We start from the raw sequence: 15,523 nt of genomic DNA, 5'->3' as shown, positions 1-15,523 counted from the left end.
TAAAATAAAAAACGTAGAAACCCATACTCTGTTTTTACGTTTTTTTATATCTTTTGAAAAGAAGGACTAAATCTTATCGTATTGATCTAGACCGTAGCTTTCAATCATTTGAATGAGCTTCTCGGTATAAGCAGGGTCTGTTGCATAACCAGAGGTTTGCACGGCTTTAGCAGCTTCTTTATAGTTTTTCGCAGCTAAAACACTTGCGTATTGCTTAGGGTTCCATGTTGTTCCTTTAGTAAAGAGATAGGCGTGTCCTTCAACAGATTCTTTCCAGCCATCATATACCCGAAACTTTGCTTTTACGGTAATCCACTTATCATTTTCAAATTCTTTCGTATCTAAAGTAACAGTTGGTACATCACCATAAGCTTTGATCCCAAAAAGATTGTAGTATTTTGCTGCAAGTCCACTTTGACCAAAATTACTTTCTAAAGCAGCCTGAGCCAAAGTCAGAGAGGCGAGAACATGGTACTTTTCTTGCGATTCTTGTGCGTAGGGAGCTATAGTGCGAATGAAGTTGTATTCTGTAATTGTTTCAACTTGGTTAGCGAGCTCAGTGTCATTACGATTATCACTGGTTTGTATAATTCTAAAGTTCAAGAGGTTTGCTGCAACAAAGAGAAAAATCAAAAGCTGCAAAACAATGCGAAAGAAACTTCGGATTTTAGAAGTAGACTTGCGACGCTTTTTATCATATGTCATGACATTAGTATAACAAAAAAGTCTCAATTTGTGGATAGGTTCAAAACTTATTACGCTAGAAAAAATGACAGCTGATTCGTTTTTGAACAGAAATAAAAAAGCTTCCTTTTTGGAAACTTTTTATTTCTTATTTTCTATTTCGCTCTTTAATGGCTTGAGTACCAAATTGTGGTAGGCGAATGACTGAAAGTCGTTGTAAGAGCTCTTGACGATAATCCGCACGACCAACAATTAAAGTGACTTTACTGAAGAGATAGCAAGACAACAATGTGACGGCAAAGTTGGGCAAGGTAAGGTATGTGAGAAGAGAAAGACTTAAGACAATGACATCGCCACCAAATAAAACTTTATCCACTTTGAAGCTCCATTTTTCTTCTAATATTCGGCCCAAAAGCAAGGTGCCTCCAAAAGTACCTTCAGAGATAATGACTAATCCAGCAGCTGTTCCTGAGAGAATTCCGTCAAAAATACCAGCAAAGACGATATTAGAAAACTGGATTCCTGTAATCCCGATTGCTTCGTAAATTATCATCCAGACACTCATAGCGGCTGCACCCGGAATACTGAGAAGAAGCTCACGTGAAGATAAGTATTTACGGCCAAAAGTAAAGAGTGGCACATTAACGAGGAAGAAAGTTAGAGCAGGATTAACACCAAAGACAAAGTCCATCAATACAGAAAAGCCAGCAACGCCATTGCTGGCTAGTCGGTTGGGGATGACGAAAAGCTGTACAGATAGGACATATAGCCCTACGCCGATAAGTAGTATCAGTAAATCCCGCATAAAATATTTATCTATTTTTACGCCTAAAAGTGTCATAAGTTCTCCTTAACAGTTCATTATTTCTAGGATATCCTTAAAGCTTCGAATAAATAATTTCGTATCTTTGTAATTGCTTTAAAGGAGCCTACATTTATCAGTGTTGTAACTATTATTATTACATTTAAAACTTAATTAAACCTTGTATTGGGCAGAAATTACTATTATATTATAGTAAAATCATAAAGATTCAGACAAATATAGAAAAAGATATTGATTCATTAAAAAAGCAGTCTTTTTTAGTCTTGGTTAAGAAGACGAATGTATAATATAACTATTCCAAATAATACTCTTTTTGTAACATCTTTAGTCCTCACCAATGTGAGGACTTTTTAAAATCACAAAATGTTATAATATAAGAATTAGTTAACAGTTTAGTTTAAAGGAGGGAAATACACATGAACAATATAAAAAAAATAGGTGTTACAAGTGAGTTTGCGCCACTGAGACGTGTAGTTTTAACACAATCGGAATTTATCTTACCTCACGAAGAGCATACCAATGATGACGGTTCTTTCCTTGAAGCCGATGTCCTTGATATGTTTAATAATAAAGACACCAGCGGAAAAAATTATGCAGAAGTGTTTCCCGAAAGACAAAAGCAGTGGGAAGAAGAGCGTGCAAATCTGCAAGCTTTGCTAGAAAAATATGATATTGAAGTTTTGCGTCCACGTCTTCTCACGGATTATGAGAAAGAACAAGGAAAAGTCTATGGTGCTGCAAACTTTTTTGTACGTGACCCGTTCTTTACGATTGGTGACTCCTTGATTGAAGGGTCTATGCGCTTTTTCCACCGCCGCAACGAGGTTTTACCCGTAAGAAACTTACTCACTGAACAAGCCTATTCTAGCGATGCTTTTTACGTTTCTCTTCCAATGGCAGATACTTCACAAGGAGAAACGGATGAGAGTGGACCTTTCTTAGAAGGTGGCGATATCCTCGTTTTAGAAAAAACAGTATTTGTAGGAAATTCAGGTAAAGCGAGCAATCATAACGGCTATTTATGGCTTAAAGCTTATTTAGCACATTGGGGCTATCAGGTGATTGAGGTTAAACTCCATCCTGATGTTTTACATCTTGATTGTGCTCTAAGTCTGGTCAGAGATGGTCTAATGATTGTCTGTGAGGAAGCCTTTTTAACAGGTGTACCTGAGCTGCTTAAAAATTGGGATAAAATAAATGTTCCTTTCGAAGATATTGCAAAGCTTGCGATTAATGGCCTCCCAATAAATGAAGAAGTATATATTTTAGATTCAGAGTTTAAATACATCGGTGAAGCCCTTGAAGCACGGGGAGTCCGTCCGGAATACCTTGATTTCAAAATATCCCGAAGTTTAGGTGGATCATTTAGATGTAGCACACAGCCCTTACTTCGAAAATAAGAAGCATAAGTTTAAAACAGAAAGCCAGCCCTTAGCTGTGATATAATTATCAAATGAACTACGAAAACTATATCTGGGATTTAGGTGGCACTTTACTTAATAATTACGAAAATTCTAGTCATGCTTTTGCTGCAGCACTTTGGCAAAAGGAAGAACGAGTCGTTTTGCATGACGATGTATATGCAGCGCTCAAAGTTTCCACTGCTCATGCTGTGGAGCAATACGCGAGCCACATACCAGAGTTTCTTGAAACATACCGAAAACTGGAAGCAGAAGCTTTGGTCAAACCAATTTTGTTTGAGGGGGCTTCAGAGCTCTTGGGTACTATCGTGAATCAGAACTGCAAGAACTTCATGATTTCTCACAGAGACAAACAGGTACTGGATATTCTTGAAGCAGCCCATATTTCTCAATATTTTACTGAAGTTGTCACGGCAGATAATGGTTTTCCGCGTAAACCAGCACCGGATTCAATTAATTATTTAGTGCAAAAATATAACTTAGACCCCAAGAAGACGGTGATGATTGGTGATCGTCCTTTGGACATTGAAGCCGGTCGTGCAGCGGGTATTGCGACTATTTTCTTTGATACTCAGCAGGAGTATTCCAAAGCAACGCGAAGCATCAAAAAATTATCAGACATTATGGAGTAAACTGAACCACAATGAATACTTTTCTTATATCGAATGAAAAAGCTGTTGGGCCAGGCTTTGGCCTTTTTAGTGCCGATCACTTTTTTGCCCTTGCTGTTCTAGCACTGCTCAGTTTTGGCTTGATTCGTACGTACCTTCGGGCAAATGAGGAGAGACGTAAACTGTTACGTCTACTTGTTGCTTCAGTTACCTTATTGCTTGAAGTCATTAGAGATATTATTTTAGTTATGACTAATCAATTTTTGTACGCAGATTTGCCCTTTCAACTGTGTGGACTTGGCATATTCATTATTTTATTTGATGCAGTGCGCTCAAATAAAACGAGTCGTGAGCTCTTGTATAGCTTGACTTTACCTGGTGCAATTTTTGCCCTTGTAACTCCAAACTGGGTAACTAATAACTTTATTAACGTCTTTGTATGGCAGAGTTTCTTGATTCATTGCTTACTCATCTCGTATGTTTTAATGCGGTTGTTTGCTGGTGATCTGATTCCACAATGGCGAGAACTCTGGCGCTCTGCTGCATTTTTGACGATTGTTGTGCCTATTTGTGCCTTTCTCAATCAAGTTTGGAATCAAAACTTTTTCTTCCTAAGAACACCAGTTCCGGGAAGTCCACTTGAACCCATCTATAATGTATTCGGTTCTTATTATATCTTAGGTTTAATTTTTATTGTATTGATGTTTTGGCTTGTTATTTATCTTCCTTGGTCATGGAAAAAATCACCGAAAGTTCGGATGAATTAAGAAAAAAGACGAAATATATTAAACAAAAAAGCAGCGTAAAGCTGCTTTTTTTCTGAAATTATTAAGATGGAATAAAAGCTTTTATGGCTCGCACTATATAGTAAAAAAAGCTAAAATGTGCTATAATTATAAGTAAGTATTTTCAAAGAAATGAGATTATTTTGAACGAAGAAAATAAAGAACAAATTGAAAAAAAGGCAGAAGAATATGATGCCAGTCAAATTCAAGTTTTAGAAGGACTTGAAGCGGTTCGTATGCGTCCTGGGATGTATATCGGATCAACTTCAAAGGAAGGACTACACCACTTAGTGTGGGAGATTGTTGATAACTCTATCGATGAAGCGTTAGCGGGGTTTGCCAGTCATATCGAAGTGTTTATTGAACCTGACAATTCTATTACAGTTGTGGATGATGGGCGTGGTATTCCAGTAGATATCCAAGAGAAAACGGGACGTCCTGCGGTTGAAACGGTCTTTACTATCCTCCATGCTGGGGGTAAATTTGGCGGTGGTGGCTATAAAGTTTCTGGTGGTTTACACGGTGTTGGTTCATCCGTCGTGAATGCTCTCTCTACACAGTTAGATGTTACCGTACATAAAGATGGTCAAAAATATTATCAAGAATATCATCGTGGTGTTGTTGTCGAAGATTTGGCTATTGTCGGTGAAACAGAGAAACGTGGTACGGTCGTTCACTTTACACCAGACCCAACGATTTTCACTGAGACACAAATCTTTGACTATGATAAGTTGGTGACACGTGTCCGTGAATTAGCTTTCTTAAATCGTGGCTTACGTATCTCTATTACCGACAAACGTGAAGGGCAAGAAGACAACCATGCTATGTTCCACTATGAAGGTGGGATTCAATCTTATGTTTCCTTCATTAATGAAAATAAGGAAGTTATTTTTGACACACCCATCTATACAGAAGGTGAATTAGATGGTATTACTGTAGAAGTTGCTATGCAATATACAGGGACTTACCATTCGACAATCATGTCTTTTGCAAATAATATTAATACACACGAAGGTGGTACGCATGAACAAGGTTTCCGTACTGCTTTAACGCGTGCGATAAACAACTATGCAAAAGCTCAAAAGCTTCTTAAAGATAATGAAGAAAATCTTACAGGAGATGATGTCCGTGAAGGCTTGACTGCTGTTATTTCTGTTAAACACCCTAATCCACAATTTGAAGGTCAAACTAAAACCAAATTGGGAAATAGTGAAGTGACAGGTATCGTCAATAAGCTCTTCTCAGAAGCCTTGCAAACTTTTATGCTTGAGAATCCTCAAGTTGCGAAGAAAATTGTTGAAAAAGGTATTCTTGCGAGCAAGGCACGTATCGCGGCTAAGCGTGCGCGAGAAGTGACACGTAAAAAATCAGGTTTAGAGATTTCTAACTTGCCTGGTAAACTTGCTGACTGCTCTTCCAATGATCCAAAACAAACGGAACTTTTCATCGTCGAAGGAGACTCTGCTGGCGGTTCTGCTAAGTCTGGCCGTAATCGTGAATTCCAAGCGATTTTGCCTATCCGTGGTAAAATCTTGAATGTTGAAAAAGCGACAATGGATAAGATTTTAGCAAACGAAGAAATCCGCTCTCTCTTTACAGCGATGGGAACTGGTTTTGGTGCTGATTATGATTTATCTAAAGCACGTTATCATAAGCTGGTTATCATGACCGATGCCGATGTGGATGGTGCGCACATTCGTACACTCTTGTTGACACTTTTCTACCGTTATATGCGTCCTGTAGTTGAGGCGGGATATGTCTACATCGCTCAACCACCAATTTACGGAATCAAAGTCGGCTCAGAAACAAAAGAGTATATCCAACCCGGAGAAAATCAAGAACGTGAGTTGAAACTTGCACTTGAAAAATGGTCTCAAGGACGTGCAAAACCAACAGTACAACGTTACAAAGGTTTAGGGGAAATGGATGACCATCAGCTTTGGGAAACAACTATGGATCCTGATGCTCGTCTTATGGCGCGTGTATCTGTAGAAGATGCCGCTGAAGCAGACAAAATCTTTGATATGCTAATGGGCGACCGAGTTGAACCACGTCGCGAATTTATCGAAGCAAATGCACAATACTCTACTATTGACGTTTAATAATTAAAAACCCTTGTATTTGCAAGGGTTTTGTTATGTCGATTTTCTTGTGTTATTAAAAAGGGGCATGGTGTTGAATGTCATTCAGAGCCTCAATAACTTCTTCACGAATTTTTTTAGTGACATGATTGTAAATATTTAGTGTTGTATTAGCGTTAGAATACCCTACACGTTCCATTATGGTTTTTAAAGGAAGATTTAACTCTGCAAGAAGTGAAACGTTAGAATGACGGAATATGTGGCTATAAAGTGGTTTACTTATATTACATTCTTTTTTTGCTTTTTTTTTGAGATACGATTAAAGGATTGAACTCCTAAGGGTAGATTTATATTTGAAAGAAAACTACCTTAAAGCAAAGAGAATTAAATCTTCAGCTGGTGGAAACACCAATAAAAATCAACGTTTAAAAAATGTGTTTAAAATATCAAATAAATCTCTCTGGTTAACAATGTTTTATGCTAAATTATTTCGTTTTTTTTGTTCCCAAATTGGATATCGCAAAGCTAAAATTTAACCTTTTTTATTCAGCTTACCTTAAGATATAAGCTCTATAATACACACATTCCATAAAAAAGAGTTGGAGATTTTCTAAAAAAGATTTTCGCCTTATTATTCTTCTTCACTCGTATTATCTATTATCTATTATCGAAAAAATGGCCGTAAAAGTAGACCACAATTAGGAGGTCTCTTTTTCTATGAAAAATTTTCACTAGTATTACAAATAAATAAAGAGGAGAAAGCCTTGAAGAAGTAAGCTTTCTTTATCATAGTAAATTTTTGACAATTTATAATAAAGAGAATATAATACTAACAGTGTTAGATAATTAATAGTGTTAGGAATGAAAGATATGGATTACAATCAAGCAGCAGAAACTTTTTTGTCTTGTGTTAAAAGTCGCAGTAAAACTGAAATGATGAGTCGTTTTAGTAAGTATGCGCATGGTGAAAAACTCGTTTTGGTTGGCCTTTATAAAAATACCGGCTCACCGATTTTGCCTAGTGATATTGCAAAGCAAACCAATATGAGTACTGCACGAGTAGCGACAATTCTCAATAATCTTGAGGAAAAAGGACTTGTTACACGTGAGATTTCGCGTACGGATCGCCGTAAAATTTTAGTTGCTATCACAGCTAAAGGACGTGAGGAAGCAGAACAATCAAGAAAAGAAGCAGTAAGCCGTATTGTAAAAATCCTTGAACGAATGGGTGAAGAACGTACCAAAAGTTTTGTTGAAAATGTCCAACTATTTTTTGATTTAGCAATGGAAATATTTGAGGAGGAAAACGAAAAAGTATGACTGAAGAATTAACTAAAGATCAGCCACTCGATATTCATGGTAAACCCTTTAATCGAGGGATTGTTCTTGCACTTATTTTGATTGCTACTTTTGGAGGGATGCTTATGCAAACCTCATTGGGTACAGCAATGCCCACATTGATGAATGATTTTAATATCTCTTTAGCTACAGGGCAACAAGCCACAACATGGTTCCTATTGGCAAACGGTATTATGATTCCTGTATCGGCATATTTGACCACAAAATTCCCAACACGCTGGTTATATTTGATTTCTTATGCAATTTTACTGGCTGGAATGTTTGTCGCATATTCGGCGCCAACATCGACATGGAGCGTCTTTTTAGGGGCACGTATCATGCAAGCTATTGCCGTTGGTATTTCGATGCCCTTGATGCAGGTCGTTATGGTAAACATGTTCTCACCAAAGCAAATGGGAGCTGTTATGGGGGCTATGGGGCTTGTTATTGGTCTTGCACCAGCAATCGGTCCGACTTATGCAGGATGGATTTTAGATAAAGATCATGTCATTTTAGGCTTTACTCTGGAACAATCATGGCGCACAATTTTCTTGATTCCAATGGTTGTTATTGCCATTTGTTGGGTATTGATGCTTATTTTCATGCGTGATATTGTGCCAAATCGTGACATGAAGTTAGATTTTATGTCATTAGTTGAATCTGTGCTTGGCTTTGGGCTCTTTTTATGGGGCTTTACAAATGTAGCCAGCGATGGTTGGGGCGACCTTCAAACGGTTATCCTACCTATCATAGCGGGGGTAGCAATCATTGCGCTCTTTGTCCGTCGTCAATTGCATCTGGAAACACCTTTCTTAAATGTTTCCGTATTTAAAAATAAACAATTTGCTTTGACGACTGTTGTTATGGTACTTTCGATGATGGCTATGATGGGTGTTGAGATGATGTTGCCTTTGTATATGCAACAAGTCCATGGTCTCTCACCTTTGAGTTCAGGTTTGACGCTCCTACCTGGTGCTTTGATGATGGGGGTTGTGAGTCCACTTGCGGGTGCTGCCTATGATAAAGTAGGTGCGAAACGCTTGGCGCGTGTTGGTTTTACCATTTTGGCCATCGGTACAATTCCATTTATGTTTTTGACAACAACAACACCAGAACACTTTATTACTGTGCTCTATGGTTTGCGTATGTTTGGTATTGCGATGGTAATGATGCCTTTAACTGCCTCAGCCATGAACGCTTTACCACGCGAACAATCGGCACATGGTACCGCAGCAAATAGTACAGCACGTCAAGTTGCTTCAGCTGTTGTTGTGGCGCTCTTAAGCTCTGTTACACAAAATATTATTACCAATTCACAGCCTGCAGCAAGCTTGAAAGAGTCCAATCCACTTGCTTTTGCAGGAGATATGTTAGATGCCATGCTTAAAGGCTATCACGCCTCTTTCGCGATAGGGTTAGCCTTTGCTATCCTTGGGCTCGTACTTTCATTTTTCCTTCAAGGGCATATTGTTAAAAACAAAAAAGAAGTAGGAGGTGAGAATTAATGATAATCATACTTATTGCTTTATTTACAATTTTAACCTTCTACGGCTTTATCCACATTGATAAAATATTTTGGCGTGGTCTTGTTGGTGGTTTATCATTAATCCTACTTACAGCATCAGTTATGGCTTTGACAATACACATTAAAGATAACTGGGGTATGGAGAAAGTAACTACTACTGAAACGAAGAAAATTTACACAGCAGGAGACACCAATGCTGCCTTTGGTCTGCTTTTAAAAGCAGAAATCGGTCAAGATACCGATAATTATGCTTTAGTCTACCGTACAAACAAAGAAGATAAAGAGCCTAGAGTTCATTTCCAACCTGATCAAAAACATATGGTTGAAACTTTGAAAAAAACGGCAGACTACAAGCTAACGTCTGAGTCTGAAGCCAAAGTTGTTACAACAACAGTCAAATGGAAATTTAAAGATAACTTTATGAAGTTCCTTTTCGGTATTGGGGGAGAAGAAGGAAAGCTTATTTCTCAGCACGCGCGGGCATATGTGCCTAAGGATACCTGGCTCGTCTTGACCCAAGATGAAGCCAAAAAACTTCAACAAGAAGTACCAGCGATGCAAGCTCAGCAAGAAGCAGCACTGAAAGCAAATCCTGCGCAAGCAAAAGCAATGATGGAACTACAAAAGAACAGCCCAGAGGAATTCACAAAACTGCAAGTTAAGCAGATTAAAGAACGCCTAGGCCTTAAAGAATAACAAGAGAGTCTGAATTTATTCAGACTTTTTTCTTTTAAAGTGTATAGAAAACTGAACTCTTCCCTAATATACGTAAAAAAACAGGAAATGTAACTAAATTGTAATTTTATTCGCTGGGAAATATTGTAAAATAGTGAACATAGAAAGGTTGGTATTATAAAAGTGAACTCTGATAGTAGAAAAAGAATCAGGAACTTGGTGATTGGTGCTCTTCTTACGGCTTTAGGAATTTTAATTCCGATGATTATGCCGGCAAAAATCGTAATTGGCCCCGCATCATTTACTCTTGCTTCACACGTGCCAGTTATGGCCGCTATGTTCTTTAGCCCTTATTTAGCAGCGCTTGTAGCTGTTGGGACCACACTTGGTTTCTTTATTAGTGTCCCAGTTCCCCTTATCTGGATGCGCGCGGCAACTCATATTGTAGTAATGACTGCTGGTGCTTGGTTCTTGAAGAAGAATCCAGATTTAGTTGACAAAAAAGTTAAACTACAAGTTTTTAACCTGATTTTGGGAGTTTTCCATGCAGGCTTGGAAGCCTTGGTTGTTTTAGCCTTTTATCGTATTGGTTTTGCAGATCTTAACCCTCAAGCCTTAAATAGCTTGCTTATGCTTGTCTTCTTCGGTGGAATTGTTCATAGCTTTGTCGATTTCAACCTTGCATTTGGTTTATGTAAAGTCCTCAATAAAATTTATACTATTGATGTCTTTAAAAATTCAAAATTAAAATCATTAGCAGAATAACAAAAGACATTTGCGCTTGATAAGAGCGCTTTTTTGTATCTGCTTCCTTCTAGGATGTGGTATAATTGAGTAACTATGGAAAAATTATCAGATGCGGAAATGTATACTTGGGAATTTTTGGAAGAAAATAAGTCCAAAGTCCAATTGATGTCGATTACTCAAATTGCGGAAGAAGCACATGTGAGTACAGCCACAATTGTACGAACTCTCAAAAAAAGAGGATTTGATGGCTTTGCCGATTTCAAAAATTCTCTCAAAAGAAATAAAAATGGAGCCAATGCGGAAGAAAACAAGATAGTTGGTTTGTCTGACGAAGCCAATCAATACGTTTTTAAAAACTTGATTGAAGTTTCACGGACGATTGGCTTACTTAACCCTGCCGACTTGGAAGCTATTTCGAAAGCTTTAGTGGAAACGAAGATGATCATGACAGTAGCGCGCGGCGCAAGTGAAGCTGTAGCGGATGATATGATTCATCGGTTTCAAACGCTGGGGAAAAATGCAATCAGTCGTTACTATGATGATATGGAAATGTATGCTGAAAAACTGACAGCAGAAGATATGATGCTTATTGTTTCCTCAACAGGTGAGGAGAAAATCATTGTTTCTGCGGCTAAAAAAGCAAAGAAAAAAGGAGCTAAAGTAATAGTTCTAACAAGTAACCATCGAAGCCAACTTGCCCAAATGAGTGATTACTATTTGCTTGCTTATCAAAGCAAATTAGAAAAAGAAGAACTCTATGGGGACGCAGGAAGTATTCTACCTTTAGAAGTCATCTGTCGTATTATGGTTGATATGTTTACCATTTATCGTGCCAAAGGTACAATCAGGTAGAAAAAGACAAGTGAGTAGCTTGTTTTTTTTTGTAAAGTTTTTCAAGGTATTTCATGAGAAAGCGAATACATTTTCAGAAATGTTTAAGATATAATAATTATATTCTTTAAAGATAGCGTTTACATAGAGCGTTTAAATATATCATATCGGAGGACTAACTGTGGAAGCACAACTCTCTACAAGTCAGCAAAATACAACACAAGAAGTACAGGTAGGCAAAGCCGTTCCTGTCATCCTTTTATTGATGATTTTTTCTTTGGTCATTGATAATTCTTTTAAAATCATTTCCCCGAAACTGGTGGAGTATTTCCATGTTTCTGCCAGTACAGTAGCCTGGCAAGTGACCTTAGCTGGATTAGTTATTGGAATGGGAGCAGTCGTCTATGCATCCCTTTCTGACAGCATTAGTATTCGTTCATTACTTATTTTTGGTATTCTTTTAATTTCTGCAGGTTCTTTTATGGGCTACTTGGTTCATGATAATTATTGGTTGGTTGTTTTTGCGCGTGTCATTCAAGCTGCTGGACTGGGCGCTACTGAAACCCTTTATCTTATCTTTGTAGCTCGCTATGTTGCACCAGATAAGCAAAAAAAATATTATGGCTTTTCAACTTCTAGTTTTCAAATTGCGACAGTCATTGGTACTTTGACTGGAGGATTTATCACTACTCATTTGGCTTGGCAAACGCTTTTCCTTGTGCCATTACTTTCTTTATTGGTTATCCCCTTCCTTTTAAAATATCTTCCCAAAGAATCTGGTGAGAAAAAATATATTGATGTGATGGGAATTATGCTTGTTGCAGCTGTTGCTGTTACTGCAATGGTTTACCTGACCAACTTCTCGTGGCTTGTTCTGATTGGTTTTATTTTGGCAACAGTTGTTTTCTTACTCTATATTTCGAAAAAGAAAAATGCTTTTATTACGATAGACTTCTTTAAAAATAAATTGTTTGTCTTTACCTTGATCGCTGCTCTTTTGATCTACTCAACACAAGCTGCCTTTACCTTGAATACATTTTCATTTTTGCTTACAGATGTGTATCAAATGCAATTAGATAGTGTATCTTTGATGTTTATTCCTGCATGTTTAGCAGCTGCGATTGTAGGTAGTCTTTCAGGAGCAATTGCTTCCAAGCTCGATTCATTTAAAGCTGTTATTGTTTCAATGGTGACTATTGTGGTGACAATTGTGCTTGCTGCATTATTTATGGGAGCCTCTGTTTTCCTCTTCACTGGTTTGCTTATTTTAAGTTCATGTGCTTTTGCCATGATGTATGCACCACTCATGCACACAAGTTTGGGAAAAATGCCAGAAGAAAATAAAGGAACAGCAATTGGTTTCTACAATCTTTGCATCAATATTGCAATGTCAATCGGCTTTACTTATTCTTCACGTTTTATTGATGGTGTAAATCTTCATGTCTTTGCGGCAACAGTCAAAGGACATTATAGTGAAGTTCTTCTCATGATTGCATGTGTAGCAATTGCGGCTTTAGCAGTTTTCGTTTTTCTCATCAAAGGGCAACTTCCGAACGAGAAAAGTTTTTCTGCATGAAGGTTTAGCTCTGGAAACCTATTCATCACTAAATAGTTTATAATGATAATATAGAAAGTTCACTAAGTAAGGAGAAAATAATATGCCTAAGAAATTTAATCGTGTTCACCTCGTAGTTATGGATTCCGTTGGAATCGGTGCTGCACCAGATGCAGACAAATTTTTCAACCATGATGTAGAAACACACGAAGCAGTAAATGATGTGAATTCGGATACAATTGGTCACATCTCAGAAATCCGTGGTTTAAATGTTCCTCATCTTCAAGAAATGGGGTGGGGGAATATCCCACGCGATACAGCCCTCAAAACTATCCCAGCTGCTGATCAGCCTAAGGCTTATGTGACTAAGTTACAAGAAGTTTCTAAAGGTAAAGACACAATGACAGGGCACTGGGAAATCATGGGCTTGAATATTCAAACTCCCTTCCCAACATATCCTGAAGGATATCCTGAAGCCTTACTTCAAAAAATTGAAGAATTTTCTGGACGTAAAGTCATTCGTGAAGCCAACAAACCTTATTCTGGAACAGCTGTAATCGATGATTTTGGCCCACGCCAAATGGAAACAGGCGAGTTGATTATTTATACTTCCGCTGACCCTGTGTTACAAATTGCGGCACACGAAGATATTATTTCACGTGAAGAATTGTACAAAATTTGTGAATATGTGCGTTCAATCACACTGGAAGGTTCTGGTATTATGATTGGTCGTATTATTGCTCGTCCTTATGTTGGTACACCAGGAGATTTTACCCGTACTGATGGCCGTCGTGACTATGCCTTGAGCCCATTTGACGAAACAGTGTTAGAAAAACTTTATAATGCTGGCGTAGATACATACTCAGTAGGTAAAATTTCTGATATTTTCAATACGGTTGGCGTGAAATATGATATGGGACACAATAAAAACGATATGGATGGTGTAGATCGTCTACTCAAAGCAATGCGTAAAGAAGAATTCGTTGAAGGTTTTAGCTTTACCAACTTGGTTGATTTTGATGCAAAATATGGCCACCGTCGTGATGTAGAAGGTTACGGAAAAGCTATTGAGGACTTTGACGGACGTTTGCCTGAAATTCTTGAAGCGATGCATGAAGATGACTTGCTGATGATTACAGCTGACCATGGGAATGATCCAAGCTATGTAGGTACAGATCATACACGTGAATATATTCCACTCGTTATTTTCTCACCATCATTGAAAGAACCAAAAGTTTTGCCTTTGGGACATTTCGCAGATATCTCGGCTACTATTGCAGACAACTTTAACATTGACAAGGCTGAAATCGGGGAGTCCTTCCTTGAAAGTTTGGTCTAATTCATGGCCAAAAAAGTTTTTTGCCAATCTTGCGGTATGCCTTTAGCACAAGCGGTCGATTTTGGAACAGAAAGAAACGGGCAAGCAGCGACCGAATATTGTAGATATTGCTACCAAAATGGGACGTGGATACAACCCAATATTACTTTGGAAGAAACAATTGCTTTAGGAAATAAGGCCTTGGATCAACTTGAAATATCAGGATTTAAAAAATGGCTCCTCAAGACACTTTACCCGATGCAAATAAAAGGCTTGAAGCGCTGGAAAAAATAAAAATAAAGGAACACAAAAATGGAATTGAAAATGAAGTTAGCTGAAACGACAAAATACCTCAAAGATCAAGGTGTTGGCGCTATTGATGTCGCTCTTATCTTAGGGTCAGGTTTGGGAGAATTAGCAGGAGAAATTGAAAATCCTGTTATTATCAAATATGAAACAATCCCTCACTTCCCTGTTTCAACAGTTGTTGGTCATGCTGGACAACTCGTCTATGGTGATTTATCTGGTAAGAAAGTCATTGCAATGCAAGGACGTTTCCACTTTTATGAAGGAAATACAATGGATGTTGTGACTTATCCTGTACGTGTGTTCTCAGCTCTTGGTACGCCATCAATTATTGTTACCAATGCTGCAGGTGGAGTAAATAAAGACTTCGCACCTGGCGACTTGATGATTATCAACGATCATATCAATTTCATGGGAACAAACCCATTGATTGGTCCTAATGATGATGAGATCGGTCCTCGTTTCCCAGATATGTCACAAGCTTATGATAAAGCTTATCAAGAACTTGCTAAGCAAACAGCAGCAGAGATGTCTGCTAAAGTGCAAGAAGGTGTCTATATGGGCTTCACCGGACCTACTTACGAAACACCAGCAGAAATTCATATGGCTCGCACGATGGGAGCTTCAGCAGTAGGTATGTCAACTGTACCTGAAGTTATTGTGGCTGTTCATTCAGGAATGCGTGTTCTAGGTATTTCATGCATTACTAACTTAGCTGCAGGAATGCAAAGTGAACTTAATCACGCTGAAGTTGTTGAGACAACAGAACGTGTGAAAGAAACATTTAAAACACTTGTTAAGAATGTTTTAGCGAAAATGTGAT

Annotated in this window: 17 protein-coding genes; 14 read left to right on the top strand and 3 right to left on the bottom strand. The window is 38.0% G+C overall.

Going from position 1 to position 15,523, the window contains the following annotated elements; translation table 11 throughout:
• Positions 1-66: 66 nt before the first annotated feature.
• Together KJS37_RS08155 and KJS37_RS08150 are read right to left on the bottom strand one after the other, a co-directional pair.
• Positions 67-705 carry a glycoside hydrolase family 73 protein gene (locus KJS37_RS08155; protein WP_243415539.1) on the bottom strand — a complete coding sequence of 213 codons (639 nt, stop codon included), beginning with the start codon at positions 703-705 and terminating at the stop codon, positions 67-69.
• A gap of 127 nt (positions 706-832) precedes the next feature.
• A complete protein-coding gene (locus tag KJS37_RS08150) occupies positions 833-1,525 on the bottom strand; it encodes a YitT family protein (RefSeq protein WP_096368437.1) in 693 nt (230 codons plus the stop codon).
• Between the two features lie 398 nt (positions 1,526-1,923).
• Between KJS37_RS08150 and KJS37_RS08145 the strand changes: the two genes are divergently transcribed.
• The 4 genes from KJS37_RS08145 to gyrB all read left to right on the top strand — a co-directional run bounded on the left by KJS37_RS08145 (position 1,924) and on the right by gyrB (position 6,426).
• Entirely contained in the window at positions 1,924-2,907 is a 984-nt protein-coding gene (locus KJS37_RS08145; protein WP_213496800.1) for a dimethylarginine dimethylaminohydrolase family protein, read from the top strand.
• A 53-nt stretch (positions 2,908-2,960) separates the two neighbouring features.
• Positions 2,961-3,560, top strand: a complete 600-nt coding sequence (locus KJS37_RS08140; protein ID WP_213496798.1) for an HAD family hydrolase — start codon at positions 2,961-2,963, stop codon at positions 3,558-3,560.
• Positions 3,561-3,571: 11 nt separating this feature from the next.
• Positions 3,572-4,306, top strand: coding sequence for a YwaF family protein (locus tag KJS37_RS08135; RefSeq protein ID WP_213496796.1), 735 nt, complete (start codon positions 3,572-3,574; stop codon positions 4,304-4,306).
• Positions 4,307-4,467: 161 nt separating this feature from the next.
• Complete coding sequence (gyrB, locus tag KJS37_RS08130) at positions 4,468-6,426, top strand: DNA topoisomerase (ATP-hydrolyzing) subunit B (RefSeq protein ID WP_017369781.1); 1,959 nt, start codon at positions 4,468-4,470, stop codon at positions 6,424-6,426.
• 55 nt (positions 6,427-6,481) lie between these two features.
• Here gyrB and KJS37_RS08125 read toward each other — a convergent pair whose 3' ends face one another.
• Positions 6,482-6,664 (bottom strand): site-specific integrase, encoded by a 183-nt coding sequence (locus KJS37_RS08125; protein WP_373306142.1) that lies wholly within the window; start codon positions 6,662-6,664, stop codon positions 6,482-6,484.
• 94 nt (positions 6,665-6,758) lie between these two features.
• Between KJS37_RS08125 and KJS37_RS08120 the strand changes: the two genes are divergently transcribed.
• From KJS37_RS08120 to KJS37_RS08075, 10 genes are all read left to right on the top strand, one after another.
• Positions 6,759-6,941, top strand: a complete 183-nt coding sequence (locus KJS37_RS08120) for a hypothetical protein (protein WP_213496794.1) — start codon at positions 6,759-6,761, stop codon at positions 6,939-6,941.
• A 334-nt stretch (positions 6,942-7,275) separates the two neighbouring features.
• A complete protein-coding gene (locus tag KJS37_RS08115; protein ID WP_096368432.1) occupies positions 7,276-7,725 on the top strand; it encodes a MarR family winged helix-turn-helix transcriptional regulator in 450 nt (149 codons plus the stop codon).
• Positions 7,722-9,248, top strand: coding sequence for an MDR family MFS transporter (locus KJS37_RS08110; RefSeq protein WP_213496792.1), 1,527 nt, complete (start codon positions 7,722-7,724; stop codon positions 9,246-9,248). The genes KJS37_RS08115 and KJS37_RS08110 overlap by 4 nt, the downstream gene beginning before the upstream one ends.
• Positions 9,248-9,964, top strand: a complete 717-nt coding sequence (locus KJS37_RS08105; RefSeq protein WP_213496790.1) for a DUF4811 domain-containing protein — start codon at positions 9,248-9,250, stop codon at positions 9,962-9,964. The genes KJS37_RS08110 and KJS37_RS08105 overlap by 1 nt, the downstream gene beginning before the upstream one ends.
• A 162-nt stretch (positions 9,965-10,126) precedes the next feature.
• On the top strand, positions 10,127-10,708 hold the full coding sequence (locus KJS37_RS08100; protein WP_004258153.1) for a hypothetical protein: 582 nt from the start codon (positions 10,127-10,129) through the stop codon (positions 10,706-10,708).
• Between the two features lie 75 nt (positions 10,709-10,783).
• Positions 10,784-11,542 carry a MurR/RpiR family transcriptional regulator gene (locus KJS37_RS08095; protein WP_017369775.1) on the top strand — a complete coding sequence of 253 codons (759 nt, stop codon included), beginning with the start codon at positions 10,784-10,786 and terminating at the stop codon, positions 11,540-11,542.
• A gap of 160 nt (positions 11,543-11,702) precedes the next feature.
• The gene (locus KJS37_RS08090) at positions 11,703-13,097 is read left to right on the top strand and encodes an MFS transporter (protein WP_213496788.1); all 1,395 of its coding nucleotides are present in this window, start codon (positions 11,703-11,705) and stop codon (positions 13,095-13,097) included.
• Positions 13,098-13,179: 82 nt separating this feature from the next.
• Positions 13,180-14,415 (top strand): phosphopentomutase, encoded by a 1,236-nt coding sequence (locus KJS37_RS08085; protein ID WP_213496786.1) that lies wholly within the window; start codon positions 13,180-13,182, stop codon positions 14,413-14,415.
• A gap of 3 nt (positions 14,416-14,418) precedes the next feature.
• Positions 14,419-14,688 carry a zinc ribbon domain-containing protein gene (locus KJS37_RS08080; RefSeq protein WP_165712024.1) on the top strand — a complete coding sequence of 90 codons (270 nt, stop codon included), beginning with the start codon at positions 14,419-14,421 and terminating at the stop codon, positions 14,686-14,688.
• Between the two features lie 18 nt (positions 14,689-14,706).
• Positions 14,707-15,522 carry a purine-nucleoside phosphorylase gene (locus tag KJS37_RS08075; protein ID WP_213496784.1) on the top strand — a complete coding sequence of 272 codons (816 nt, stop codon included), beginning with the start codon at positions 14,707-14,709 and terminating at the stop codon, positions 15,520-15,522.
• Position 15,523: the final 1 nt, after the last annotated feature.

This window comes from Lactococcus formosensis, from assembly GCF_018403745.1.
Classification (GTDB): Bacteria; Bacillota; Bacilli; order Lactobacillales; family Streptococcaceae; genus Lactococcus; species Lactococcus formosensis.
The sequence above is the reverse complement of the archived record's forward strand: the minus strand, read 5'-3'. Positions and strand labels throughout refer to the sequence as shown.

Coding starts and splice junctions, on each gene's coding strand:
- KJS37_RS08155 (WP_243415539.1), bottom strand. CDS start 705: ATGACATATGATAAAAAGCGTCGCAAGTCTACTTCTAAAATCCGAAGT.
- KJS37_RS08150 (WP_096368437.1), bottom strand. CDS start 1,525: ATGACACTTTTAGGCGTAAAAATAGATAAATATTTTATGCGGGATTTA.
- KJS37_RS08145 (WP_213496800.1), top strand. CDS start 1,924: ATGAACAATATAAAAAAAATAGGTGTTACAAGTGAGTTTGCGCCACTG.
- KJS37_RS08140 (WP_213496798.1), top strand. CDS start 2,961: ATGAACTACGAAAACTATATCTGGGATTTAGGTGGCACTTTACTTAAT.
- KJS37_RS08135 (WP_213496796.1), top strand. CDS start 3,572: ATGAATACTTTTCTTATATCGAATGAAAAAGCTGTTGGGCCAGGCTTT.
- KJS37_RS08115 (WP_096368432.1), top strand. CDS start 7,276: ATGGATTACAATCAAGCAGCAGAAACTTTTTTGTCTTGTGTTAAAAGT.
- KJS37_RS08110 (WP_213496792.1), top strand. CDS start 7,722: ATGACTGAAGAATTAACTAAAGATCAGCCACTCGATATTCATGGTAAA.
- KJS37_RS08105 (WP_213496790.1), top strand. CDS start 9,248: ATGATAATCATACTTATTGCTTTATTTACAATTTTAACCTTCTACGGC.
- KJS37_RS08095 (WP_017369775.1), top strand. CDS start 10,784: ATGGAAAAATTATCAGATGCGGAAATGTATACTTGGGAATTTTTGGAA.
- KJS37_RS08085 (WP_213496786.1), top strand. CDS start 13,180: ATGCCTAAGAAATTTAATCGTGTTCACCTCGTAGTTATGGATTCCGTT.
- KJS37_RS08080 (WP_165712024.1), top strand. CDS start 14,419: ATGGCCAAAAAAGTTTTTTGCCAATCTTGCGGTATGCCTTTAGCACAA.
- KJS37_RS08075 (WP_213496784.1), top strand. CDS start 14,707: ATGGAATTGAAAATGAAGTTAGCTGAAACGACAAAATACCTCAAAGAT.